General features: G+C 65.1%; 19 protein-coding genes. 7 read left to right on the forward strand and 12 right to left on the reverse strand.

Annotated features, from left to right (window positions below; genetic code table 11):
* Window positions 1-75: 75 nt before the first annotated feature.
* The 4 genes from BKY26_RS04280 to yghU all read right to left on the reverse strand — a co-directional run bounded on the left by BKY26_RS04280 (window position 76) and on the right by yghU (window position 4552).
* Window positions 76-1707 (reverse strand): FAD-binding dehydrogenase, encoded by a 1632-nt coding sequence (locus tag BKY26_RS04280; RefSeq protein ID WP_071689169.1) that lies wholly within the window; start codon window positions 1705-1707, stop codon window positions 76-78.
* A gap of 63 nt (window positions 1708-1770) precedes the next feature.
* A complete protein-coding gene (locus BKY26_RS04285; RefSeq protein ID WP_071689170.1) occupies window positions 1771-2922 on the reverse strand; it encodes a WD40/YVTN/BNR-like repeat-containing protein in 1152 nt (383 codons plus the stop codon).
* Window positions 2923-3230: 308 nt separating this feature from the next.
* Window positions 3231-3683, reverse strand: a complete 453-nt coding sequence (locus BKY26_RS04290; RefSeq protein WP_071689171.1) for a methylated-DNA--[protein]-cysteine S-methyltransferase — start codon at window positions 3681-3683, stop codon at window positions 3231-3233.
* A complete protein-coding gene (gene yghU, locus BKY26_RS04295) occupies window positions 3680-4552 on the reverse strand; it encodes a glutathione-dependent disulfide-bond oxidoreductase (protein ID WP_071689172.1) in 873 nt (290 codons plus the stop codon). The genes BKY26_RS04290 and yghU overlap by 4 nt, the downstream gene beginning before the upstream one ends.
* A 207-nt stretch (window positions 4553-4759) precedes the next feature.
* Between yghU and BKY26_RS04300 the strand changes: the two genes are divergently transcribed.
* On the forward strand, window positions 4760-5188 hold the full coding sequence (locus tag BKY26_RS04300; protein ID WP_131541767.1) for a hypothetical protein: 429 nt from the start codon (window positions 4760-4762) through the stop codon (window positions 5186-5188).
* 53 nt (window positions 5189-5241) lie between these two features.
* Here the strand turns inward: BKY26_RS04300 and ileS are convergent, their stop codons facing one another.
* Complete coding sequence (ileS, locus tag BKY26_RS04305) at window positions 5242-8247, reverse strand: isoleucine--tRNA ligase (RefSeq protein WP_071689174.1); 3006 nt, start codon at window positions 8245-8247, stop codon at window positions 5242-5244.
* Between the two features lie 240 nt (window positions 8248-8487).
* On the opposite strand from ileS, the gene BKY26_RS04310 reads away from it, so the two are divergent.
* Entirely contained in the window at window positions 8488-8898 is a 411-nt protein-coding gene (locus BKY26_RS04310) for a group III truncated hemoglobin (RefSeq protein WP_071689175.1), read from the forward strand.
* 90 nt (window positions 8899-8988) lie between these two features.
* Here the strand turns inward: BKY26_RS04310 and BKY26_RS04315 are convergent, their stop codons facing one another.
* On the reverse strand, window positions 8989-9297 hold the full coding sequence (locus BKY26_RS04315) for a hypothetical protein (RefSeq protein ID WP_071689176.1): 309 nt from the start codon (window positions 9295-9297) through the stop codon (window positions 8989-8991).
* A 128-nt stretch (window positions 9298-9425) separates the two neighbouring features.
* On the opposite strand from BKY26_RS04315, the gene BKY26_RS04320 reads away from it, so the two are divergent.
* Window positions 9426-10607 (forward strand): FAD-dependent oxidoreductase, encoded by a 1182-nt coding sequence (locus BKY26_RS04320; protein ID WP_071689177.1) that lies wholly within the window; start codon window positions 9426-9428, stop codon window positions 10605-10607.
* Here BKY26_RS04320 and BKY26_RS04325 read toward each other — a convergent pair.
* From BKY26_RS04325 to BKY26_RS04335, 3 genes are read right to left on the reverse strand one after another with little or no spacing between them, the layout of a single operon-like run.
* The gene (locus tag BKY26_RS04325; protein WP_071689178.1) at window positions 10582-11478 is read right to left on the reverse strand and encodes a DMT family transporter; all 897 of its coding nucleotides are present in this window, start codon (window positions 11476-11478) and stop codon (window positions 10582-10584) included. The two genes, BKY26_RS04320 and BKY26_RS04325, sit on opposite strands and share 26 nt — an antisense overlap.
* Window positions 11475-12482 (reverse strand): YcjF family protein, encoded by a 1008-nt coding sequence (locus tag BKY26_RS04330; protein ID WP_071689179.1) that lies wholly within the window; start codon window positions 12480-12482, stop codon window positions 11475-11477. The genes BKY26_RS04325 and BKY26_RS04330 overlap by 4 nt, the downstream gene beginning before the upstream one ends.
* Complete coding sequence (locus BKY26_RS04335; RefSeq protein ID WP_071689180.1) at window positions 12479-13891, reverse strand: YcjX family GTP-binding protein; 1413 nt, start codon at window positions 13889-13891, stop codon at window positions 12479-12481. Before BKY26_RS04335 ends, BKY26_RS04330 begins: the two co-directional genes overlap by 4 nt.
* A gap of 104 nt (window positions 13892-13995) precedes the next feature.
* Here BKY26_RS04335 and truA point away from each other — a divergent pair, with 104 nt between their 5' ends.
* Together truA and selD are read left to right on the forward strand one after the other, a co-directional pair.
* A complete protein-coding gene (gene truA, locus BKY26_RS04340) occupies window positions 13996-14769 on the forward strand; it encodes a tRNA pseudouridine(38-40) synthase TruA (RefSeq protein WP_071689181.1) in 774 nt (257 codons plus the stop codon).
* 194 nt (window positions 14770-14963) lie between these two features.
* On the forward strand, window positions 14964-17129 hold the full coding sequence (selD, locus tag BKY26_RS04345; RefSeq protein WP_071689182.1) for a selenide, water dikinase SelD: 2166 nt from the start codon (window positions 14964-14966) through the stop codon (window positions 17127-17129).
* Here the strand turns inward: selD and mnmH are convergent.
* Both mnmH and BKY26_RS04355 read right to left on the reverse strand, forming a co-directional pair.
* Window positions 17106-18167: a tRNA 2-selenouridine(34) synthase MnmH gene (mnmH, locus tag BKY26_RS04350; RefSeq protein ID WP_071689183.1), complete on the reverse strand. Its 1062-nt coding sequence runs from the start codon at window positions 18165-18167 to the stop codon at window positions 17106-17108. The genes selD and mnmH overlap by 24 nt on opposite strands.
* A gap of 25 nt (window positions 18168-18192) precedes the next feature.
* Complete coding sequence (locus tag BKY26_RS04355; protein WP_071689184.1) at window positions 18193-19077, reverse strand: NAD(P)-dependent oxidoreductase; 885 nt, start codon at window positions 19075-19077, stop codon at window positions 18193-18195.
* Window positions 19078-19228: 151 nt separating this feature from the next.
* Here BKY26_RS04355 and BKY26_RS04360 point away from each other — a divergent pair, with 151 nt between their 5' ends.
* Window positions 19229-21796, forward strand: a complete 2568-nt coding sequence (locus BKY26_RS04360) for a cation-translocating P-type ATPase (protein WP_071689185.1) — start codon at window positions 19229-19231, stop codon at window positions 21794-21796.
* A gap of 11 nt (window positions 21797-21807) precedes the next feature.
* Here BKY26_RS04360 and putA read toward each other — a convergent pair whose 3' ends face one another.
* Window positions 21808-25272: a bifunctional proline dehydrogenase/L-glutamate gamma-semialdehyde dehydrogenase PutA gene (putA, locus tag BKY26_RS04365; protein ID WP_071689186.1), complete on the reverse strand. Its 3465-nt coding sequence runs from the start codon at window positions 25270-25272 to the stop codon at window positions 21808-21810.
* Window positions 25273-25405: 133 nt separating this feature from the next.
* Here putA and BKY26_RS04370 point away from each other — a divergent pair, with 133 nt between their 5' ends.
* Window positions 25406-25861, forward strand: a complete 456-nt coding sequence (locus BKY26_RS04370) for an Lrp/AsnC family transcriptional regulator (protein WP_071689187.1) — start codon at window positions 25406-25408, stop codon at window positions 25859-25861.
* Window positions 25862-26137 lie beyond the last annotated feature (276 nt).

A 26137-nucleotide genomic window follows, 5' to 3' on the forward strand; every position in this document is an offset into this window, starting at 1 on the left:
CGGGGGCAGAGCCCCCATTCGCGGCCCGCAAGGGCCGCGCGGGTCGACGCCGAAGGCGGCGAAATCCCGGTCGCGTCACAGCGCCTCGCCCACAGCCTTGCCCGAAAAGATACAGCCGCCCAGAAACGTCCCTTCCAGCGCGTTATAGCCGTGATAGCCGCCACCGCCGAACCCCGCCACCTCGCCCGCCGACCACAGCCCCGGCAAAACCGTGCCATCGCTGCGCAGCACCCGGCCTGCAAGGTCGGTGTGAATCCCGCCAAGCGATTTCCGCGTCAGCACATTCAGCCGCACCCCGATCAGCGGCCCGGCCTTGGGGTCGAGGATGCGGTGCGGTTTCGCCGTGCGGATCAGCCTGTCGCCCAGATAACCGCGCGCGCCCCGGATCGCGGTCACCTGCGCATCCTTAGAAACCTTGTTCACGATCTGCCGATCACGGTCCTCGATCTGCCCGCGAATATGATCAAACGACAGTTCCGGGCCGGGATTGATGCGGTTCATCCCGGCCACCAGATCCTGCAACTCACCTGCAACCACGAAATCTTCGGCCTTGTCCTTGAACGCCTCGACCGCCTGCGTCGCGCCTTTTCCCAGTCTTTCTTTCAGAACCGCCCGCCAACGGCCCGATGTCAGGTCGGGATTCTGTTCCGACCCGGACAGGGCGAACTCCTTTTCGATGATCTTCTGGGTCAGGATGAACCAGCTATGGGAATGCCCCGTGGACAGGATGCGTTTCAGCGTGCCAAGCGTGTCGAAGCCGGGGAAGAACGGTGCCTGCATCCGGTCGCCATTGGCATCGAACCACAGCGAGGACGGACCGGGCAGGATGCGGATACCGTGGCCCGGCCAGATCGGATCCCAGTTCCGCACCCCCTCGCAGTAATGCCACATGCGGTCCTTGTTGATGACGGCGGCACCCGTGCGTTCCGCCACAAGCTGCATTTGCCCGTCCACATAGTCCGGCACGCCCGACACCATCTGCTCTGGCGGCATCCCCAACCGGTCGCGGGGCCAGTAGTCGCGCACCAGCTCGTGGTTACCGCCGATACCACCGGTTGCCAGCACCACGGCCCCGGCGCGTAGGGTGAACTCTCCCTCCACCTCGCGATTGGTCGGGGCACCGCGCGAGGCATCGTCCTCGGCCAGCGTGACGCCATGCACCCCCTGCACCTCGTCGCCCTCGATGATCAGCCCGGTCACCCGGTGGCGAAAGCGCAGCTTGATCCTGTCATGGGCACGGATGCGGTCCGCGTAGGGCGTGACCACGCCTGTCCCCGTGCCCCATGTGATGTGAAAGCGCGGGATGGAATTGCCATGCCCGCCCGCCAGCGCGCCGCCGCGTTCGGCCCATCCCACCACGGGGAACCAGCGCATCCCGAGCCCGTGCAGGTAAGACCGCATCGGACCGGCGGCGAAATCCAGATAGGCCTCGGCCCATTGACGCGGCATGTCATCCACCGCCCGATCGAACTGCGCCGAACCCATCCAGTCGGCGCGGGCCAGATCGCGGCTGTCTTTCAGGCCAAGCCGACGCTGTTCGGGGGTGTTCACCATGAAGAGCCCGCCCAGGCTCCACCAGGCCTGCCCGCCGAGCGATTGGGGGCCTTCCTGATCGAGCAGGATCACGCTGCGCCCACGCTCCGCCGCATGCCAGGCCGCGACCATGCCGGCCAGCCCGCCGCCCACGACGATCACATCTGCGTCCATTCCCCGTCCTCCCCTCGCCGAAGGCTACCCCGGACCTGCGGTTTCGCAAATCGCCTAATTGCGTCAGGTGCGGTGCAGAACCTCCAGCCCCAGAACCGTGGGCAGGTGGCGGGCGATCTCGGACCAGCTTTCGCCCTTGTCGAAACTGGCGAAGACGGACCCGGTATTGGTGCCGAAATAAACACCTGCGGGATCGGCCCGGTCGGTGGACATGGACTGGCGCAGGACGGTGAAGAAACAGGCGGTCTGCGGCAGGCCCTGCCGCATCGCCTGCCAGCTGTCGCCCCCATCGGTAGACCGCCAGACAGCGGCGGCGGCATCGGGCGGGAAACGGCCCGCCATGTCGCCATTGAGCGGGATCGTCCAGATCATCGCGGGATCATGGGGATTGACGGCAATGGGAAAGCCGAAGGTCGAGGGCAGTCCTGCGGTGATATCGTCCCAGGACCGGCCCTCGTCGCGGCTGCGGAACACACCGTGGTGGTTCTGCTGGTAGAGCGTTCCGTCGCCGGCGCGTTGCATATTGTGAACACAATACCCGGTCTGCCCGTCACGCGGCGCGGCGGGATGGTCGTGATAGGCGCAGCTTTCGGCATTCGACAGGCGATTGCGCCGGTCCCAGCTTTGGCCGCCATCTTCGCTGGCGAAGACCCCGGCGGCAGAGACCGCGATCCACAGTTTTGCAGGATCCGTCGGATGCGAGACAATGGTGTGCAGCGTCAGCCCGGCTGCCCCCGGCCCCCAGCCTTCGCGGCTTTCGTGACCGGCGAGGCCTTCGTTGCGGGTCCAGCTCTGCCCGCCATCGCGGCTTTCCAGAAGGGTGCCGGGCTTCACGCCTGCATAAAGCACCCCATGTGCCTGATGCAGCGACCAGACCGAGTGCAGATCATCACCGAACGGGGGCGGCGTATCGGTCCAACCGATCATCGCGGCGAAATCGGCGTCATTCGCGGCCCATTCATCCATCTGCCCGGAGGAGAGCTTGGCAAGCTCCCATGTTTCGCCACCGTCCTCCGACCGCCAGACGCCCGCCCCATGCCAATCGCCACCGCCCCCCGCCCAGATCGTGCCGGTATCCGGGTCGCCCACCATGTGGTTGATCGGCCAGCCGCCGCAATGGGGGCCGCTGACCTGCCAGCCGCTGCGATCCGCGTCGCCGGAAATCAGGAAAGCGCCCTTGGTGGTGCCGACGAGAACAGTAATGGATTGAGGCATGGGAAAACTCGCGCAGGGGTGGAATACCCCGAAAGAATAGCAGCTATTGCGCGAGTCACCCAAGCCCTTTGAAATCAGGCCACGACGGGCAGGTCCTCGTAGTCCTGTGCCGTGGCTTTCGGAACCGGGACCGGGGTGAAGCAGGGCAAGGACTCTTCCAACCGGCGCAAGGCCGTATCAGGGTCGAGTGTTTGGGTGGCGTCATATTTGGATATATCGGGCCTCTTTGGCTTTGGATATCCTCGAAGATCAGGTAAAGGATGCCGCCTGCCGTAAACAGCATGAAACCCGAACAACGCTCGGACCGGTCAGATGAGGAGCGAGGCCGCGCCTTCCAGCTTGAGAAGCGCCACCTTTGTCTCGACCCCACCCGCGCCAGAGAATCCGCCAAGGCTGGTTGAGGACAATACCCTGTGACAAGGGATCAGGATCGGGATCGGATTGGCCCCGCAAGCCTGCCCGATGGCCTGTGCAGAGACGCCAAGTTCCGTGGCCAGATCCCCATAGGTCCGGGTTTCTCCATAGGGGATGGCGCAAAGCGCGCGGTAGAATGCCTGCTGAAAATCCGACCCGCGCAGGGCGAGTGGAAGGGTGAAGCGGGTCAGGTCACCGTCGAAATAGGCGGCCAGTTCCCCGGCCGCCTGCTGCATCAGATCCGTCTCGGGCGGGGCATCCTCGTCCCGCCACTCCAGCGCCGTGATGGCCCCGTCCCGTTCGGTCAGGGTCAGGCGACCCACGGGGCTATCCACGCAAGCGATCATTCGGCGGGGTCGAGCTTGTCCTGCGTGCGCAACTCGAAATCCGAGGCATCGTGGCGTTCATGCAGCTGTGTTGCCGGATCGCCCGCCGTGCGGTTCACCATCCGGCCCCGCTTGACCGCCGGGCGCGCGTAGATGCGTTCGGCCCATTCCACCACATTGGTGTAGCTGGCCACGTCGAGGAACTCCGCCGCGCCATACTGCCAGCCCTTGACCAGCCCGCCATACCAGGGCCAGATCGCCATATCGGCGATGGAGTAGTCACCACCGGCCATCCACTCATTGTCCGCAAGGTGCCGGTCCAGCACGTCAAGCTGGCGCTTCACCTCCATGGCAAAGCGGTTGATCGGATATTCCCATTTCTCGGGCGCGTAGGCGTAGAAATGGCCGAAGCCGCCGCCCAGATAGGGCGCGCTGCCCATCTGCCAGAAAAGCCAGTTGAGCGTTTCGGTGCGCGCCGGGCCGGAGGCGGGCAGGAAGGCCCCGAATTTCTCGGCCAGATGCATCAGGATCGAGGCGGATTCGAAGACGCGCACCGGCTCCGCCCCGGTATGGTCCACCAGCGCCGGAATCTTGGAATTTGGGTTCACCTCGACGAAGCCCGAGCCGAACTGATCGCCCTTGCCGATGCGGATCAGCCAGGCATCGTATTCGGCATCGTGACCGGCGGCCAGAAGCTCTTCCAGCATCACCGTGACTTTCACCCCATTGGGCGTGCCCTGGGAATAGAGCTGGAACGGGTGTTTGCCGACCGGCAGCGCCTTCTCGTGGGTGGCCCCGGCAATGGGTCGGTTGATCGAGGCGAAGGTTCCGCCGCTTTCCTTCTCCCAGGTCCAGACCTTGGGGGGCTCATAGGGTTTGGGGTCGGTCATGGGGATATCCTGTTTTAAAATGACTCGCGCTTGCTTTGGCGAAAGATAGGGCGCGAAGGCGCCAAGCGAAAGGCGCGGGTGACCCTGCGAATTCGCACATCCCAAATGCGCTGAACACCGCCGGTCCGCTCGGGCCTCTGGGATTGTCGTTGCAAGGGGATGGCTTGCGGCAGAGAGTGACGCCAAAACAACGGGCAGGAGGCATGAATGCCAAGCTTGAGAACGACGCTTGTAATGGCCGTGGCCCTCTTGGGCCTTACCGCCTGTTCCCAGACCCTGCGCACCCAGGCCGCCGCTGTCATGCAACTGGCGGACGGGACCGAATGGGTTCTGACGGGCGATATCCAGACCGATTTCGAACTGTCCTCAGTGACCCGGCTGTCGGGCGACGGGATCACGTGCGAGATGCCGATGGAGTTGCGGCTGGACCGGTCGGGCGCAGGCACCATGACCTGCCGCGATGGCACCGGCGCGCTGATCTATTCCGAAGAGCGGGTGGTTCCGACCGGCATGTACCCGATCGCCGTGCGCGGCACCTATGTGGACGGGATCGAGACGACGCGCGGGCGGGGCCGGATGGCCTTTGGCTGGGGCAGCTTTGCAGATCCGGACTACCTGCGCGGGTTGATGGAGTAAGTGGAAAGGGCGCCCCGCGTGGGACGCCCTCTGATCAGAATTTATAAGCCGGTTCAGCCAAGCGCCTCGTCGCAGCGTTTGCAGGTGCCTGCGTGGGCATGCGTCCCCACATCGGGCAGGATCTTCCAGCAGCGCTGGCATTTCTCGCCCTCCGCGGTCTCAAACACCACGCCGACGCCCTCGACCTCTGGCAGACGGAACGCCTCCTGCGGCAGGGGATCGCCGGTCAGGTTCACGTCGGAGGTGATCACGACATCGGCGAAATTGACCGAGCGCAGCGCGGCAAGCGTGTCCACATCGCGCACATGCACCACCGGCGCGGCCTCCAGCGAAGCCCCGATCACCTTTTCGCGGCGCTGGATTTCCAGCGCGGCAGTCACCACCCGGCGGGCGCGGCGCACCTTGGCCCATTTGGCGGCCAGCGGTTCGTCCAGCCAGTCGGCGGGTGTCTCGGGGAAGTCCACGAGGTGGACCGAGCTGTCCTCGCCCGGGAACCGTTCCAGCCAGACCTCCTCCATTGTGAAGACAAGGATCGGGGCCAGCCAGGTGGTCAGCCGGTGGAACAGGACATCCAGCACCGTGCGCGCCGCCCGGCGGTTCAGGGTGTCGCCGTCGCAGTAGAGCGCATCCTTGCGGATGTCGAAATAGAAGGCCGACAGATCCGTGGTGGCAAAGTTGAACAGCGCCTGGAACACGCCCTGGAAGTCGAACGAGGCATAGCCCGCCCGCACGGTATGATCGAGCTGCGCCAGACGGTGCAGCACCCACCGTTCCAGTTCCGGCATTTCGGACGGATCAACCCGGTCCGCCTCGCTGAAGTCGGACAGAGACCCCAGCATGAAGCGCATCGTGTTGCGCAACCGGCGATAGCTGTCGGCGGTGCCTTTCAGGATTTCCGGCCCGATCCGCTGGTCGTTGGTATAATCCGCCTGCGCCACCCAAAGGCGCAGAATGTCGGCCCCGTATTGCTTGACGACCGCCTCCGGCACGATGGTGTTGCCGAGCGACTTGGACATCTTCATGCCCTTTTCGTCCAGCGTGAAGCCATGGGTCACCACATTGCGATAAGGCGCACGGCCAAGCGTTCCACAGGCCTGCAACAGCGAGGAATGGAACCAGCCGCGATGCTGGTCGGTGCCTTCCATGTAAACATCGGCGATGCCGTCTTCGGTGCCGTCTTCCCGGTCACGCAGCACGAACGCATGGGTGGAGCCGGAGTCGAACCACACGTCCAGAACGTCGAAGACCTGGTCGTAGTCGTCGGGGCTCACGATGCCGCCAAGGAACCGTTCCTTCGCGCCGTCCATGTACCAGACATCCGCGCCCTCGGCCTCGAATGCCTCGGCAATGCGGGCGTTGACCTCTGGATTGCGCAGCAGGAAGTCCTCGTCCGTCGGCAATGCGCCCTTCTTGGTGAAACAGGTCAACGGCACGCCCCAGGCCCGCTGGCGCGACAGAACCCAGTCGGGCCGGGCCTCGATCATGGAATAGAGCCGGTTACGCCCGGTCTGCGGGGTCCATTTCACAAGGCTGTCGATGGAGGTCAGGGCGCGTTCACGGATGGTGGTGCCGTACTGGTCCTGATCGTCGCCCACGGGCTTGTCGATGGCGGCAAACCATTGCGGCGTGTTGCGGAAGATGACCGGCGCCTTGGACCGCCAGCTATGCGGGTAGCTGTGGGTCACGCGACCGCGCGCGATGATGCTGCCAGCCTCGACCAGCTTGTCGATGACGGCGGCGTTGGCCTTGCCTTCCTTGCCCTTGCGGTCGAAGACCTGGAGGCCCGCGAAGAAGGGCACATGCGGCAGGAACTCGGATTCCTCGCCCACATTGTGGGTCATCCGGTCAAGCCAGTTGCGCTTCATGAAGCAGTCGTAGTCGTCGGCCCCGTGCGAGGGCGCGGTATGGACGAAGCCCGTCCCCGCATCATCGGTCACGTGATCGCCGTCGATCATCGGTACGTCGTAATCCCAGAAGCCATCGGCCCCGTCGAGCCCGTGGAACGGATGTTGCAGCATCAGTGTGCCAAGCTCTTCCGCCGTCACGTCGCGCAGGCGGCGATACATGGTCTCGTCCAGCCGCGATTTGGACAGCACCTCGCCAGCCAGATTGTCAGCCAGCAGATAGCGGTCGCCGATCCGGCACCAGCACTCCTCGGGCCGCCCGGTGACTTCATAGAGCCCGTAGGAGATCGCCGGGTTGAAGGCCACGGCCTTGTTCGAGGGGATCGTCCAGGGGGTCGTGGTCCAGATGACGGCCTTGGCGCCCAAGAGCATGCCTGCAGATGCCTGATTGTTTGGAGAGTTGTCTTTCTCATCCCCGCCATACACTGCTTTGGCGACTTTTCCGACCAGCGCAGCCCGGTCATCCGTAACACCTACCACTTCGAACGGCACCCAGATCGTGTGGCTCTTGTGGTCGTGATACTCGATCTCGGCCTCGGCCAGCGCGGTCTTTTCAACGGGCGACCACATCACGGGCTTGGACCCCTGATAGAGCGTCCCGTTCATCAGGAATTTCATGAACTCCTCGGCGATGACCCGCTCGGCGTGATAGGCCATGGTCAGGTAGGGATCGGCCCAGTTGCCGGTGATGCCAAGGCGCTTGAACTCGTCACGCTGGATATCGACCCAGCCTTCCGCGAACTTACGGCATTCCTGGCGGAAGGCCACAACATCCACGTCGTCCTTGTTCTGGCCCTTGGCGCGGTACTGTTCCTCGATCTTCCACTCGATCGGCAGCCCATGGCAGTCCCAGCCGGGGATATAGCGGCTGTCATGGCCCATCATCTGATGGCTGCGCACGATCATATCCTTGATCGTCTTGTTCAGCGCGTGGCCGATATGCAGGTGCCCGTTGGCGTAAGGAGGGCCGTCATGCAGCGTGAAGGGCGTGCGGCCCTCCTTGGCGCGCAGGCGGTCATAGATGCCCATTTTCTCCCACCGGGCGAGCCACTCGGGCTCGCGTTTGGGAAGCCCCGCGCGCATGGGGAAATCGGTTTTGGGCAGGTTCAGCGTGTCTTTGTAGTCGAGCGACTGCTCGGGCGTATCGGCGCACATGGATCGGCGTCCTTCAGATAGTCTGTCGGGATGGGGTTATCAGGGCGGTGCGAAAAATCAAACACCTTGTCCCGGCGTCTCTTGGTCTCAGAGAGCCGGGCCGATAATTCGAATAATGATGCGCACGAATGGGCGGGTCATGTGGTGCCTTATAGGGCTGCCGACAGGGGGCGTCCAGAGGTCCGTGGCGCGACCAGATGGCCACTGGCGAAGCGCGCGCCGCGGTCCCAGACTGATTGCATGACACCCACGCCGCTTGCCAAGTTCGACATTACCCGCCCCGAGATCGAACGGGTCGTTGCCCGGTTCTATGCCGGGGTGCGGGCGCATCCGGTTCTCGGGCCGGTCTTTGCCGCGCATGTGACGGACTGGCCCCCGCATGAGGCCAAAATTGCCCGGTTCTGGGCCAATGCGATTCTGGGCGAACGGGGCTATGACGGCAATCCGATGGTCAAGCATATGCAGGCAGGCAACGTGCGGCCGGGCATGTTCGAGCCCTGGCTGAAGCTCTTCGATGCGACGCTGGAGGCGGAACTGTCACCCGAACAGGCTGCCAGCTGGTCAGCACTGGCACATCGGATCGGACGCTCGTTGAGGGCCGGTGTCGTGGACCGGGACACCCTGCCCGGCGGCATCCCGAAGCTGAGATAGCGCGGACCGGTCAGGCCAGGCGCGGGGAAGGATCTTGCAAGATCCTTTCAAGATTTTTCCAAAAAATCTTGCCCGCGCCCGGTGGCAAAGTCAGCCGCAGGGGCCACCCACCATGCCGATCCCGCGCAGGATATGGACTACGCCGACAACATCGGCCGCCACACAGACAACCAGGTTCAGGCTGCGCGCATCAGGTGCCAGATCGCGCAGCCGCATCAGCCCGGATGACCCTGCCAGCATGGCCAGCGCCCCGAACAGAAGCGCACCGTAATCCATGTAGGAACAGGTCCGCACACCGTTGATCGAACTGGTCGACAAGGTCGTGAAGCTGATGACGAAGCCGAGGACCGCGAAAATGAGGGCCGCTTTGCTGGCCCCCGACAGGCTGCTCCAACTCATGGTATTCTCCTGAAAGTGATGATTGAAACCCGTTCAGGTTGCGCTGAACACCCGCATCGGTCAAGCATCACCGGTCAGGCTTGCACCGTTTCGGCGCACAGGTCAGGGGCAAAGAGGGCGAGGAGCGGATGAAAATCGGTATTGCAGGTGCCGGAATCGGCGGGTTGGCGGCAGCGGCCCTTCTGGCACGCGACGGGCACTCGGTCGCCGTGTTCGACCAGTTCGACGCACCGCAGCCCGTGGGGTCGGGTCTCGTGATCCAGCCTGTCGGCCTGTCCGTGCTCGACAGGATTGGCGTGGGCGACAAGGCGCGCCGCCTTGGGGCACGAATCTCGTCGATGTTCGGGCATGAGGCGGAAAACCATCGCGTCGTTCTGTCTGTCAGCTACGGGAACGCCTCGGATCGCATGGGCCTTGGCATTCATCGCGCAACGCTGTTTTCGCTGCTTCTTGACGCAGCACAGGATGCAGGCGCGCGGCTGATACCCTCGCACCGGGTTCTGGGGCGCGAGGGGCAGGCGCTTCGTTTCGGCGACGGGTTGTCAGACCCGTTTGACCTGATTGTCGACGCCTGCGGCGCGGGCTCGCCCCTGTCGCCTCTGGTCAGCCGCCCCCTGCCCTACGGCGCGGTCTGGGCCACCGTTCCATGGCCAGAGGAGAGCCCGCTGCCGCAGGATCGGCTGACGCAATGCTATCGGCGCGCGGACCGGATGTTCGGTGTCCTGCCCGTGGGCACCATGCCGGACCAGCCCGGTCAGAAGCTTGCCGCCATCTTCTACTCTCTGCCCGTCTCGGGGTTCGAGGATTGGTCCCGCGCTGACTTTGCCCATTGGCGACAGCAGGCAATCGCGCTCTGGCCCGATTTCGCCCCGTTCCTTGGCTGGGTCACGGGCCATGACGCCTTCACCTTCGCCAGCTACACGCATGGGTCGCTGGCGAAACCCTATGGCGAGGGGATCGTTCATATCGGCGATGCGGCCCACCGGGCCAGTCCGCAACTGGGGCAAGGGGCGAACATGGCCTTGCTGGATGCCCTGGCCCTGCAGCGCGCCCTTGCGATGGCCGAAGGGGAAGAGGCGCTGCGCCTCTATGCCGGGGCGCGGCGCTGGCATGTGGCCACCTACCAGGCGCTCAGCGCCTCGTTCACGCCGCAGTATCAGTCTGACAGCCGGGTGTTGCCGGTGATCCGGGACCGCGTTCTTGCGCCGATGTCACGCATATGGCCCGTTCCAGGCATCCTGACCCGGCTGGTCTGCGGCGACCTTGTCCCGCCCATGCCCGCACTTACGCCGGTTGTGCGCGGGACGTGACCCGTTCTCGCCAGATGATGTAGAGCCCCGCCCCCACGGTAAGGGCGATCCCCGCCGCGGCCAGCCCGTCTGGCAGGTCATCGAAAAAGATCAGGCCCAGAAGCGTCGCCACCGGGATTTCCAGATACTGCATCGGGGCCAGCGTGGCAGAGGGCGCAAACCGCAGCGACCACGTCATCAGCAGATGTGCGACGGTTCCCAGAACGCCCATGGCAACCAGCAGCCACGCATCCGGCCCCGAAGGCCAGCCCGGCGTCAGATCCGGCAGGTCGATTGGCAACAGCAGCAGCGCCAGCAGGATCGGCACACCGACCAGACCGCCGACGGCCTGCAAGGCCAGCGGGTCGGCCTCTTTTGCGATCTGTCTTGTGACCAGCATGAAGACCGAAAAGATGAAGGCCACCGACAGGGGCAGCGTCGCGATCCAACCTACCTCCGAAAAGCTAGGTTGGATCACCATCAGCGTGCCGACAAAGCCCACCCCGCAGGCGGCGATCCGGCGGATGCCGACCTCTTCCCCCAGAATGAAATGACCCATGATCAGCATGATGAAGGGCATCACGAAGGCAATCGCCACCGCGTCGGCCAGCGGCAGATAGCGCAGGCTGAGGAACATGAAAGAGATACCAAGGATCTGCAGGATCGAGCGAAAGGCCGTCAGCCGAAAGGTGCGCGGACTCATCCGCAGGGTGCCGCCCATCAGCCAGAGAAGCGGCACCAGCAGCAGCGCCTGCGCCCCGAAGCGCACCAGCACCAGAACGATCAGCGGCACGGTATCGCCAAGCAGCTTGGCCAGTGCGTCGCCGAACGGGATCAGCACGCAGAAGCCCAACATGAACAGGATCCCCAGAAGCGGGCGATCCCCGGTCATGCGGCATCCCCTTTGCCGAAAAGCCCCGACAATGCCCTGCGCACAAGGCCGGTGACGGAAGGCCGGGTCGATTTGCGGAAGGGCAGCGGGCGGCAGACCTCCATCGCCGCGACACCCACGCGGGCGGTCAGCGCGCCGTTCACAACGCCCTCACCAAAGCGGCGCGAGATTTTGCCGACAAGGCCGCTGCCGATAATGGGTTCCAGCATGTCATCGCCGACGGCCACCATTCCGGTGGCGACCAGATGGGTGATCACCGTGCGCGTCAGGCGCCATCCGCCAAGGGTTCCCGCGCGGCCCCCGTAGATTTCCGCGATGCGCCGGATCATCCGCATATTTGCGGTCAGCGCGGCAACGACATCGGCAAGCGCCAGCGGCACCAGCGCGGTGACCGTCGCAACCTGTCGCGTGGCGGCCTCGACCTCGGCCCGCGCCGCGGCGTCGAGCGGGGCGAGCAGATGATCCTCTGCCAGATGCAGGACCGCATCCGCATCGAAGACGTCACCAGAGCGGGCAGCCAGTGCCTCTCGTCCCAGTCGTAGCTCGGGCCGCGACCGATACAGCGCGACGAGGTCATCCGAAACCTTCTGCGCAGCCTTCAGGTCGCCTGTCGCCAACGCGGATTCAGCCGCTTTCTGCAACCCGTCGAGCCGCCCGAGGCTGAAGAACGATGCCGCCTCGCGCAGGGCCACCAACAGCGCGGCCAGCACGAAGAGCCCGATCAGCCCGGTGGCGATCCAGCCAAGAATGGGGTTCGAGGCCAGCAAAGCCGTCACGAAGTTCCATGCCGCAAGCGAAATGACAAAGCCCAGGAGCGCCGCCAGCGACCCCCAGAAGAGGCGCGCCAGACGCGAGGGTTTGCGCGCGGCCAGCGTCGCCACGGTCTGCATGGCGCGGCCCGTGGGTGCGGGCAAGTCGAGATCGGGCACCGGCGGCGCGGCGGCGGGGCTTTCGGTTGGGGTGTCGTCCAGCTCGATCAGGACAGGGCCTTTGCGGTCGCTCATGCCAGCTTGTCCCCCAACAGGAATTCGGCGGCGCGGTCCAGCCGGATATGTGGCGGGCCTTCACCGGGTTTCAGCGTCAGTTCGGCGGGCGCGAAGCGCATGACCGAGTAATCGGCATCGAGCCAGGCGGTTTCACCCTTTCTTGCAGGGGCCAGCAGGTGGCCCGGATCTTCGGGCAGTTCACCGGGATGGAAGGCCGCCTGTTTGCCACTGTCCAGCAGGGTGCCCCGCACAAGATCCAGCTCCTTGCCGTCATAGGTGCGTGTTTCTTCCACCGTGGCGCGAAGGGCCGCAATCGCCATGGCCTGTGTCTTGGCCCCCGCGAAATCGGCCCGGTCACGGGCGTCGCGCAACAGCGCCTCCATGATCGCCGTCAGGCGCGGATGCTGCTTGTGATGCAGGTGGTCGGCCTTGGTGGCGGCGAAGAGGATCTTTTCCACCCGCTTGCCCATGATCGCCGACAGGAAGGAGTTTCGTCCCGGTCGAAACGCCCCCAGAATGCCTGCCATGGCGCGGCGCAGATCCTCGACTGCCTGCGGGCCGGAATGGATCGCGCCAAGCGCGTCGACCAGCACCACCTGCCGGTCGATCCGGGCGAAGTGGTTGCGGAAGAAGGGTTTGACGACCTGCGCCTTGTAGGCCTCAAACCTTCGCGCCATCTCCCGGCGTAGACTGCCGCGCGGGGCCTCGCGCGCAGGCAGCGGTGCGAAGGTCAGAACGGGGCTGCCCTCCAATTCACCGGGCAATAGGAATCGGCCCGGTGTGCAATCGGAGAATCCCGCCTCGCGGGCCTCGTTCAGATAGGCGGTGAAGCTGCGCGCGAGGCCCTGTGCGGTGGTTTCCTCCAGCTTGGCGGTTCCGTCAGTGCCTGTGGCAAGCTCCAGAAACGTCTTGGCAGCGTCCCGCGTCTCAGCGCGCGCCAATGTGTCCGCGCTCCACTGGTCGTAGCTTTGGTCCAACAGCGACAGATCCAGAAGCCATTCGCCCGGATAGTCCACGATGTCGATATGAACCGTGCGCGGGCCGGAGAGACCCGAGAGAAGGCCCGAAGGCTGGACGCGCAAGGACAGGCGCAGTTCCGAAACCGCACGGGTCGACTCGGGCCAGTGCGGATTGCGCCCGGTCAGGGCCGCCAAATGCGTTTCATAGTCAAAGCGTGGCACCGTATCATCGGGCTGCGGTTGCAGGAACGCCGCCTGAATACGGCCGGAGCCAGCAGCCTGAAGCCCTGGCATCCGCCCACGGTCCAGCAGATTGGCCACAAGCGATGTGATGAACACCGTTTTGCCCGCGCGCGACAACCCGGTGACCCCCAAACGGATCACCGGTTCGAAAAACGTCTCGGAAATGGCGGAGCCGACGCTTTCCACGCCGCGGCCCAGAGTGTCGGATATGGCACCGATGACCAAACGATCTGTCCTTTGCGAAACCCAATGGGTCAGAGAATAGGCATTCGTGGTGGCGGTTTACAGGGCCGATTGCCCTTTCACCCGCTTTGCGGTAGCGGAAGCCCATGCCCCGCTTTGCGCTTTTGATAGAATATGACGGTCGCCCCTTTTCAGGCTGGCAGCGCCAACCCGACCGGCCCTCGGTTCAGGGAGCGATTGAAGAAGCCCTGTCGCGTCTGGAACGGGACGTGCCCTCGATCGCAACCGCGGGTCGTACCGATGCGGGCGTGCATGCGCTCGGCCAGGTGGCCCATTGCGATCTTGCCCGTGACTGGGACCTGTTTCGCCTGACCGAGGCCGTGAACTATCACCTGAAACCGCGCCCGGTTGCTGTCGTGGCCGCAGCCCGTGTCGCAGACGATTGGCATGCGCGGTTTTCGGCGCTGGAACGGCAATATGTGTTTCGCCTGATCGCCCGGCGCGCCCCACTGACCCATGACGCGGGCAAAGTCTGGCATGTCAAGAACAAGCTGGATATCGAGGCGATGCGAGAAGGGGCCAGGCATCTGATCGGGCTGCATGACTTTACCACCTTTCGCGCCACGATCTGCCAGGCGGCAAGTCCGGTCAAGACGCTCGACGAGATCAGGATCGAGCAGGTTGACTACCCCTATGGGACCGAGTTCCGGTTTCACCTGCGCGCGCGGTCTTTCTTGCACAACCAGGTCAGGTCGATCGTTGGCACATTGGAACGGGTCGGGGCCGGGTCATGGTCGCCTGAGGATGTGAAGACGGCCCTTGAGGCGAGGGATCGGGCGGCCTGCGGACCGGTCAGCCCGCCAGAGGGGCTCTATCTGAATCATGTGCGCTACCCGGAACCGGTTTTCACGGGTGGATAGCGGGCATGGGGGCGCTGCCCCCGTCGCCTTTCAGGCGACTCCCCCGAGGTATTTGTTACCAAGATGAAAGGGGGGCGCGCGTTAAGGTGAATGGGAGTGGTGTGACGAAGTATTTACCTTGTCGCGACCATGCACGGGGTGCCACTGGGGCCTGAGACGCGCTATGGCGGGTCTGCCACGAGATGAGGGAACAGATGGGACCGGCCCTGCCAATCGTAACGGATATCGTACTTGTGGGTGGCGGCCATACCCATGCGCTGGTGCTGAAGGCCTGGGGGATGCGCCCTTTGCCGGGTGTCCGGCTGACGGTGGTCAACCCCGGATCGACGGCACCCTATTCCGGCATGTTGCCCGGTCATGTTGCGGGGCATTACGCACGCTCGGCGCTTGATATTGATCTGGTCAGACTGGCCCGGTTCGCGGGCGCGCGGCTGGTGATCGGGGAAGCCACCGGGATCGATCCCGTGGCGCGGCGGGTGACGGTCCCGGATCGGGCCCCTTTCAGCTATGATCTTCTGTCCGTCGATATCGGCATTCACAGCCGGATGCCCGAGATCCGCGGGTTTGACTCCCATGGGATCGCCGCGAAACCGCTTGATCGTTTCGCGGATGCCTGGGCCCGGTTTGTCGAGGCTGGCGGCGGGCCGGTGACGGTGATCGGGGCTGGTGTGGCCGGAACGGAACTGGCGCTTGCGGCGGCGTTCCGGCTGAGAACCGAAACCGGTGCTGCGGAAGTGACCCTGATCGACAAGGGAGACATTCTCGACGGCATACACCCGAAGGCCCGCGCGCGATTGCTGGCAGAGCTTGCCAAGGCCGACGTTCAACTCATGCCGAGAGAGACGATTGCCGGGATTTCCCCGGCAGGTGTCTCCCTTGCATCGGGCGGCGTCTTGCCCTCTGCGTTTGCCCTTGGCGTTGCCGGGGCCCGCCCTCATGGCTGGCTAGCCGATACCGATCTGACCCTGCGGGAGGGGTATATCACCGTCGATCGGCACTTGCGCTCGGTGTCTCATCCAGAGGTTTTCGCCGCCGGGGATTGCGCCGATCTGGCTTTCGATCCGCGCCCCAAGGCCGGTGTTTATGCCGTGCGCGCCGCCCCTGTCCTTCTGCGCAATTTGCGGGCTCTGGCCATGGGGCGAGAAGATGACCTGCTGCCCTTCCGGCCACAGCGCGATTACCTCAAGCTGATTTCCCTGGGCAGCAAACGGGCCTTGGCCGAAAAGGGTGGGGTCGTCGGGGCAGGGTCCGTTTTGTGGCGCTGGAAGGACCGGATCGACCAGGGGTTCATGGACAAGTTCCGCGACCTGTCGCCAATGGCCTCGCCGCGCCTGCCCCGAGAGTTGGCAAAAGGCGTCCGGGAGACGCTTGGCGACAAACCCATGTGCGGGGGGTGCGGGGCCAAGCTGGGGCCGGGTAGTCTGAAATCGGCGCTCGCCTCTCTGCCTGCCCGGACCCGGCCCGATGTGCTGTCGGACCCCGGAGATGACGCCGCCGTTCTGCAAATCGGCTCGGCGCGGCAGATCCTGACCACCGACCATCTGCGCGGCTTCACAACCGACCATGCCCTGCAAGCGCGGATTGCCGCCATTCACGCGCTTGGGGATTGTTGGGCCATGGGGGCACAGCCGCAGTCGGCGCTGGCGACGCTGATCCTGCCGCGCCTGTCGCCCGAACTGCAAAGCCGCTGGATGGCGGAGATCATGGCCGAGGCTGCGCACGTGTTTGCCGCAGAGGGGGCCGAGATCGTCGGCGGCCACAGCTCCATGGGCGATGAGCTGACCATCGGGTTCACGGTAACGGGGCTGCTGGACGGGCCTGCGATCACGCTGGCGGGGGCGCGGCCAGGCGATCGGCTGTTGCTGACGAAACCCCTTGGAACCGGCGTCATTCTGGCGGCGGAGATGCAGCTTGAAGCACCGGGGCATGTCGTGGCGGGGGCTTGGGCACAGATGGCCACAAGCTCCGGCCCGGCGGCCCGTATCCTCGCCCCGCATGCGACCGCAATGACCGATGTGACCGGGTTCGGACTTGCCGGGCATCTGTGGAACATCTGCGAGGCGTCAGGCGTCGCGGCCCGGCTGGATCAGGCCAGCGTCCCGATTCTGCCCGGCGCGAACGACCTGCTGGCCAAGGGCCTGCGGTCAACCATTCACGGGGCGAATGAAGCGGCGGTTCTGGGGGCACTGAACGGTCTTGCCGACCCGATCCTTTTCGATCCGCAAACCTCGGGTGGATTGCTGGCAGCGGTTCCGGCGGACAGGGCTGATGAGGTTTTGCGCGCCTTGCAGGATATCGGGGTTCCGGCTGTCGAGATCGGAGAGATCACCGAGGGGTCATCCCGGATCGATATCACCTAACACCCGCGCCAGCCGGTCGGCCAGATCCGGCAAGGCGTCCTCGGTCAGCTCTGTGGCCTCGACCACAGCGGCGGTTGGCGCATCGTCACGCTTGCGGGCGCGGGAATAGGCAGGATCGTAGTGGTGGAGGACCAAGCCTTCTGCAAGCGCATGCCAGTCCTGCGCCGCGACCATCGTCCCCCACTCTTCCACACGCTCCGCCCCGACAAGGGCGCGCAGGCCCTCCAGCAGGCGTGTTAATTCGGCAGGATCGGCCAGCAGGTCCGCATAGGCGCGCGCCAGATAGGCCGAGCGGGCCGGCACGGGGGCCTCGATCTCGACCCTCGGGGCGCGGATCATGGCATGCCACAAGGCGGGCGGCAGGCGCAGCGCGCCGATGCGGGCCGACTCTGCTTCCACCACAACGGGCCGGGCCGGATCGAGACCCTGAAGCGCAGTGATCAGGCCAGACTCGAATGCTTTCTGCGACGGCTGGCCCCCGGCGACCGAGCCAAGGATGGATCCCCGGTGTCCAGCCAGCCCCTCAAGGTCCACGACCTGCAACCCCCGCGCCTCAAGCAGCGGCAGAAGCGCGGTCTTCGCGGTGCCGGTATTGCCGTCGAGTCGGATCAGCCGGAAGGGCAACCTCTTGTGATAAAGCGCATCAACCACCGCCCTTCGGTAGCTGCGATAGCCGCCCTCCAGCACTTCTACCCGCCAACCGATCTGGCGCAGGATGGTGGCGAAGGAATTGGACCGCTGCCCGCCACGCCAGCAATAGACCAGCGGCTGCCAGCCGCCGGGCTTGTCCATCAGCTGCGTTTCGATATGCGCCGCCGCATTGCGGGCCACGAGCGCCGCGCCGATCTTGCGGGCATCAAACGGGCTGACCTGCTTGTAAATCGTGCCGACACGGGCGCGTTCCTCATCCGACAGAACCGGAAGCGAGACCGCGCCGGGCAGGTGGTCCTCGGCGAACTCGGCGGGCGCGCGCACGTCGATCACGGCATCGAAACCGCACCACGTCCCATCCCACAGATCGCCCAGATTGACGCTCACGCTGCCTTGCCCCCTGCCCGTGGCCTCAGATCTCTTCGCCGTTCATCTTGCGGAACCGCTGGATCAGGCTGGAGGTGTCCCAACGGCCACCGCCAAGCTGCTGCACCTCGGCATAGAACTGGTCGACAAGCGCCGTGACCGGCAGCGAGAGGCCCATCTCCTTGCCCTGTTCCAGCGCGATGCCCAGATCCTTGCGCATCCAGTCGACGGCGAATCCATGCTCGAAATGATTATCCACCATCGTTTCGGCGCGATTGGCCAGCTGCCATGACCCACCCGCGCCCTGGGAAACCAGATTGGCCACCTTCTTGGCGTCGAGACCCGCCTTCATGGCAAAGTACAGCCCCTCGGAGATGCTCTGCACCGCGCCCACGATACAGACCTGATTGACCATCTTGGTGATCTGGCCGGACCCAACAGGCCCGAAATGCTCGATCGCCTTGGCATAGGCGTCCATCACCGGAACCGCTGCCGCATAAGGCGCATCATCGCCGCCGCACATGATGGCGAGTTGGCCGTTCTCGGCCCCCGCCTGCCCGCCCGAGACCGGCGCATCGACCCAGGCGATGCCCTTTTCGGTACCCACCTCTGCCAGCTCGCGCGTCACGATGGCCGACACCGTGGTGTGATCGACGAAGATCGCGCCCTCTTTCATACCCGCGAACGCCCCGTCCTCGCCCAACACGACAGACCTCAGATCGTCGTCATTGCCGACGCAGGCCATTACGAAATCGCAACCGGCCACGGCTTCGCGCGGGGTCGCGCCATGCGCGCCACCATGCTGCGCCGCCCATTTTTCTGCCTTCGCGGTGGTGCGGTTGTAGACCGTCACGTCATGCCCCGCCGCCTGCAGATGCCCCGCCATCGGGTAGCCCATCACACCCAGACCCAGAAACGCCACTTTCGCCATGTCTCATCCCTCCTGATGCGGCGCCAGCGCGCCTTTTCCCCTTCATCGCGGGATATCGCGGCGGGGGCAAGCCCGGCTCGGCTTGATATCCGTCAAGGTGCCCCTTTGCAGGACACCCTACCCTGCCACCGACCGCAAAGGACCACCCGCCATGATCCAGCCCGCCCCCACCGGCCTGACCAGTTCCGAAGCCGCCCGCCGCCTAGCGGAACACGGCCCCAACCGGCTGGCCGAGGCGCAGGCGATTTCGCCTCTGCGCATCCTCGCGCGTCAGTTCACGGGGTTTCTGGTGCTGGTGCTGATCGCGGCCATGGGTGTTGCCGCCGCCCTTGGTGAGGTGGTGGATGCGCTGGCCATCGGTCTTGTCGTTCTGCTGAACGGTATCCTTGGTTTCGTTCAGGAATGGCGGGCCGAAACCGCGCTTGCCGCGTTGCGCCGGATGCTCGACCCAAAGGCACGGGTGGTGCGCGACGGTCAGCAGCAGATGATCGAGACCTCGGCCATCGTGCCCGGCGATCTGGTGGTGATGGAGGCGGGCGACCGGGTGCCTGCCGATATCGCGCTGCACATCGCGTTGCAGCTCAAGGTTGATGAAAGCGTGCTGACCGGGGAATCCCTGCCCGTCGACAAATCGGGCGAGGATGCGACGGTCCACATGGGCACCTCGGTCGTGGCAGGACGGGCCGAGGGGATCGTGACCGCAACCGGCAGCCGCACCCAGTTCGGCCAGATTGCGGAACTGACGGGATCGGTTGGCGAAAAGCAGACCCACCTGACCCGGCAACTGGGCGTTCTGGCCCGGCAGATGGGTTTTGCCGCGATCGCACTTGGCGGGGCGGTGGTGGCGGCGGGGCTGATCGTCGGTCAGGACCTGCTGGATATGTTCATGACCGGCCTGTCGCTGGCCGTGGCCATAGTGCCAGAGGGCCTGCCCGCCGTCGTGACGATCACGCTGGCGCTAGGCGCTGCGGCCATGGTCCGCCACCACGCATTGGCCCGGCGATTGCAGGCGGTCGAGACGCTCGGCGCGGCATCCGTCATCTGCACCGACAAGACCGGGACGCTGACGGAAAACAAGATGACAGCGGCGCGGGTCTGGCTGCCCGGGGACCGTGTGATGACCGTAACCGGCACCGGCTATGACCCGTCCGGCCATATCGGGGGGCCTGACGGCGCGCTGCGCCATGGCGATGACCCGGTTCTGTCCGAGCTTCTGGACTGCGCGATGATCTGCAACCACGCCAGCCTGCAGCAGAAGGCCGGTGAGTGGCAGATGGTGGGCGAGCCCACCGAAGGCGCATTGATGACGCTGGCCTACAAGGGGTGGGCGCCCCTGCCCGACCCGGCCTGCGTGTTGTCGGAACAGGCGTTTTCGTCCGAGCGCAAGCGGATGAGCGTCGTGTCCACCTGCAATGGCGACCCGGTGCTCTACGCCAAGGGCGCGCCCGAGTCGATCCTCGACGTCTGTTCCCATCTGGCGGGGCCAGAGGGCCCGACACCCGTGACAGGACCTGTCCGGCAGGCAATCGAAACCGCCTATGCGGATATGGCAAGCGAGGGGCTGCGGGTCATCGCGCTGGCCTCGGCCCCTGTCGCGGGCAAGGACGCGGTGGAGAACGACCTCACGTTCCTAGGCCTCGTGGGCCTGATCGACCCGCCCCGGCCCGAAGTGCCCGCCGCCGTCGCCGCCTGCCGGTCGGCCGGTATCCGCGTAATCATAATCACCGGCGACAGCCCGGTCACGGCGCAGGCCATCGCGCGGCAGGTCGGCTTGCCGGTTGATCAGGTGGTGACGGGCGATCGGGTTGACGCAGCGAGAAATGACGAACTGCGCGCCTTGCTGGCGCAGGACGTGGTCTTCGCCCGCACCGCCCCAGCCCACAAGATGCGGCTGGTCGAGGCGTTGCAATCCGAAGGCCAGATCGTGGCCATGACCGGCGACGGGGTCAACGACGCGCCCGCCCTGAAGCGCGCCGATATCGGCGTCGCCATGGGCATTCGCGGCACCGACGTGGCCAAGGACGCCGCCGATCTGGTGCTGCTCGACGACAATTTCGCCACCATCGTCCGGGTCGTCCGCGAAGGCCGCCGCCAGTTCGAGAACGTCCAGCGCTTCGTGCGCTACCTGTTGTCGTCCAACGCGGGCGAGGTCGTGGCGATCCTCGCCAACCTCTACCTCGGCGGCCCTCTCATCCTGTTGGCCACCCAGATTCTGTGGATGAACCTCATCACCGACGGGGTGACCGCCGTTGCGCTCGGGCTGGAAAAGGCCACCAAGGACCAGATGGAGGACCCGCCTCGTCCGATGAAAGCAGGCATCCTCGGGCCAGCGGGTCTGGCGATGATCCTTGCTTTCGGGGCCTATGCGGGCACTGCGGGCCTGTGGATTTTCTACACGTTCCTGCCGCAGGGCGAGGACATCGCCCGCACCGCCGCCTTCACCGCCATCGTGGTTTTCGAAAAGATGAGCGTCTTCGCCTTCCGGTCCTTCCGGCAACCCTGCTGGAAGATCGGGCTGGCCTCCAACCCGCTGCTGCTGCTGGCGCTTGTGGCGATGCTGGCCGCGCAGGTCGCCGCCGTTTACTGGCCGCCCCTGCAACTGCTGCTTGGCACCGTGCCGCTCGGGGTCGCGCACTGGCAGATGATCGGCCTTCTGGCCCTGCCGCTGGTCCTTGTCCCCGAGGCGGTGAAATCGGTGATGGTGTGGCGGGGCCGCTAAGGCCCCACCTGTCAGCTTGCCGCCGCAAGAAGCGAGGCGTTGCCGCCCGCCGCCGTGGTGTCGATGCAGACGTGACGTTCCAGCCGACACATCGCCGCCAGATCCGCGCGGGAGGCAAGCGGGATAAGCCGCCCCTCGCGCGCCGCCAGAGCGGTTCGGATCGCGCGAGCGGGGTCCTCCGGCCCGTCATAGGCGACGACGGCAAAGCCGGACAGATCGGTCATCGCCTCGGCCTGCAACACCCCGTCGATTTCAGCACCGGGAGCCACGGCAACGGCCTTGCAGCCCGCCCATTCCGCGATGCGCACCTGTTCGGCCGCCGCTTCCTCGGTCGGGCCAAGGCACAGGACCGTGCCGCGCGGGAAGATAGACAGGCGGTTCGATTCACCCGTGGGGCCGGGCAGGCTCTCTGTGCCGCGCCGCTTCAGCGTGTCTGTCACCGCCCTGTCCAGCGCCGCCTGTACCTGAACGGGGTCCGCACCCTTGCCGCCCCGCGCAGGCGCCGTGGGCGTGCTGACCGCACGGAACCGGGCCACATAGGCCGGCCCGCCCGCCTTTGGTCCGGTGCCCGACAGCCCCTCGCCCCCGAAGGGCTGGCTGCCCACAATCGCGCCGATCTGGTTGCGGTTGACGTAGATATTGCCCGCCTTCACGGCCTCTGTGATGTGCTGCACGCGGTCGTCGATCCGCGTGTGCAGCCCGAAGGTCAGGCCGAACCCCTTGGCATTCACGTCGGCTATCACCTTGTCAATCTCGTGCGATTTGAACGTGGCCACATGCAGCACCGGACCGAAGACCTCTTTCTCCATCTCTCCGATGCCGGTCACCTTGATCGCAACCGGGGCAAGGAAACTGCCCTCCTCCGGTGCCCCAGTCTCGTGCAGCACCCGACCCTCGGCGCGGGCCTTGGCGACATAGGCCGCGATATCGTCGCGGGCCGGGACCGAGATGATCGGCCCCAGATCGGTGGCCGGGTCCCACGGGTCGGCCACGGCCAGCTCATCCATCGCGCCTTTCAGCATCTTCAGGAACGACGGCGCGATATCCTGCTGGACGTAAAGACAACGCAGCGCGGAACAGCGCTGGCCCGCCGACTGGAAGCTGGACGCCACGATATCGCGCACCGCCTGTTCCGGCAGCGCCGTGGAATCCACGATCATCGCGTTCAGACCTCCGGTTTCCGCGATCAGTGGCGCATGCGGCGCGACCTTGCCCGCCATCGCCCGGTTGATGCGCTGCGCGGTGGCGGTGGAGCCGGTGAAGCACACCCCCGCCACGCGGCTGTCGCCCGTCAGCAACCCGCCGATCCGGCTGCCCTTGCCCGGCAAGAGTTGCAGCGCATGAACGGGCACGCCAGCCTCATGCATCAACCGCACGCCGATGCTGGCCATCAGCGTGGTGGTCTCCGCCGGTTTCGCCAGCACCGCATTGCCCGCCGCCAGCGCCGCCGCGATCTGGCCTGTGAAAATAGCCAGCGGGAAGTTCCATGGCGAGACACAGGTGAAGATGCCGCGCGGGGCGTCTTCCGTGGCCTGATCCGCATAGTAGCGCAGGAAATCCACCGCCTCGCGCAACTCGGCCACGCCGTCCATCAGGGTCTTTCCGGCCTCTCTTGACAGGACGGCGAAGATCTCTCCGAAATGGTCCTCATAAAGATCGGCGGCCTTGAGCAACGCGGCCCGGCGCGCCTCTGCTGGTGCATCCCAGATGCGGGCGGCGTTGAGCGCTGTTTCCACATCCGCCTCCGTCGCCTCGGACACGCGACCGACGATATCGCCCGGCCTGGCGGGGTTCACCACGTCTTCGGCAGCCTCGCCCTGCACCGGCCCGGCCAACATCGGCTCCGCCTGCCACTGACGATCTGCGAAGGGCGCGCGGGCGGCCTCGATTGCCGCTAGATCATCGCGGGAATGCAGGTCGAACCCTTTGGAATTGTGCCGCTCTCCGAACAGCTGCGGCGGCGCGATGACGCCCGGCGCAGGGGTTTTCGCGGCCTCTGCCAGTTGCTCGAACGGGTCAGCGCCGACCACCTCTGCAGGCACGTCTTCATCCACGATCTGGTTCACGAAACTGCTGTTCGCCCCGTTTTCCAGAAGCCGCCGCACCAGATAGGCCAGCAAGTCACGATGCGCACCGACCGGCGCATAAATGCGGCAGCGGGTGGCGTTGCGTTTGTGCAGGATGTCATGCAGCGCCTCGCCCATGCCGTGCAGGCGCTGGAACTCAAACGCGTCGAAATCCTCGGCCATATCGAGGATCGCCGCCGCCGAATGGGCGTTGTGGGTGGCGAACTGCGCATAGATGCGGTCGGAATAGCCAAGCAGTTTCCGAGCGCAGCACAGATACGCCACATCGGTCGCCGGTTTGCGGGTATAGACGGGGAAACCCGCCAGCCCCTCAACCTGCGCGCGCTTGATCTCGGTGTCCCAATAGGCGCCTTTCACGAGACGCACCATGATCTTGCGATCAAGCTCTGTCGCCAGCGCATTGAGCCAGTCGATCACACCCGGCGCGCGCTTGCCATAGGCCTGCACTACCACGCCGAACCCGTCCCAACCGGCAAGGCTGTCGTCGCGCAGCACGGCCTCGATCACGTCGAGCGAGATGTCGAGACGATCCGCCTCTTCCGCGTCGATATTGAGGCCCATACCGGCGGATTTGGCGTCCTGCGCAAGCTCCAGCACACGGGGGACCAATTCGGTCATGACCCGATCCGACTTGGTTTCCTCATAGCGCGGATGCAGCGCCGACAGCTTGATCGAGATGCCGGGATTGGCGCGGATGTCGTCATGTCGGGCTTCGGTCGCCAGCTTGGCAATCGCGCCTTTGTAAGCGGCAAAGAAATGGTCTGCGTCATGGGCCGTCATCGCGGCCTCACCCAGCATGTCATAGGAATAGGTGAAGCCCTGCGCGGTGCGGGTCTTGCCACGCTTGACGGCCTCGCCGATGGTCTCGCCCAACACGAATTGCTGGCCCATCTCTTTCATCGCGCGCCCCACTGCGACACGGATCACCGGCTCTCCCAGGCGCTTCACGGCCCCGCGCAGGGTTGCGGTCAGGCCGGGTTCCGCGTTTTCTTTCAACACCTTGCCTGTCAGCATCAGCCCCCAGGTCGATGCGTTGACCAGCGAGGAGGTGGAGCGTCCCAGATGCTTGCCCCATTCCGACGGTGCGATCTTGTCTTCGATCAGTGCATCCATGGTCTCGGCATCGGGCACCCTGAGCAGCGCCTCTGCAAGACACATGAGCGCGACGCCTTCTTCGGTCGACAACCCGTATTCGGCCAGGAACACCTCCATCAGGCCCGGTTTGCTGTCATTACGGATGGCATTGACAAGCTCGGCCGCAGAGGCCGCCATGCGGGTGCGGGCGGCTTTGTCGGGCGCATGGGCGCGGGTCAGTCGGTCGATAAGCAGGGCCTCATCGGCCAGGTGGTCGGCACGGATGGCCTGACGCAGATCGGCAAGGGGAGACATGGCGAACCTCAAGGTGAAGGGATGGCCAAATCTAGCATCTTCGTGAAAGTCAGGTTGCCTTTCCTTGTTGAATATTCCGACAGATCGCCCTATTGCGGTGGCAATTTGAGGCCGAAAAATCGCAAGAGGGCACATGGAAAGTCAACTTGACCGCTTCGACAGAAAGATCGTTTCCCTGCTGCTGAGCGACGGGCGCATGCCGGTCACCGAGATCGCCCAGAAAATCGGGCTGTCCAAGACACCGTGTCAGATGCGGGTGAATCGCTTGCGCAAGGATGGGGTGATCCGCGGATTTCGGGCGGTGGTGGATCCGGCGAAGCTGGGGCAGGAGCATGTGGCCTTCGTGGAGGTGCGGTTGACGGATACGACGGAGGATGCGCTGAAGGCGTTCAATGCCGCCGCGCTGAAAGTGCCGGAGATCGAGCAGGCGCATATGATCGCAGGTGCCTTCGACTATCTTCTGAAGGTGCGCACGCGCGATATCCGTGACTATCGGCGGGTTTTGGGAGAGGTGATTTCCACCCTGCCCTTTGTCGGCCATACCTCGACCCATGTGTCGATGGAGGCGGTGAAGGATCAGGCGTTCTGAGGCGAAATCAAGGAGGTGCCACGCGTGCACCCCCTGTACACCCCCGTACACCCTTCGTGCAGACAAAACCCGGATTTTCGAGGCGGGGCCGGACCGATCGCAAGACCTTGCCGCTCGCGGGGGGAAGAGGTTTCGAAACCTCTTCGCAAGGGCCTTCGAAGGCCCTTCCCGCGCGCGGGATGAGAGATGGGCGCCACGGATCGGAGGGGATCGGGGTTGGTCTGCCATCTCTGACGGTTGAACTGGTGGATGGTACAGGATGCCTCCGGCGGAGGT

It is taken from the genome of Nioella sediminis (genome assembly GCF_001879695.1).
In the GTDB taxonomy this organism is placed as follows: Bacteria; Pseudomonadota; Alphaproteobacteria; order Rhodobacterales; family Rhodobacteraceae; genus Nioella; species Nioella sediminis.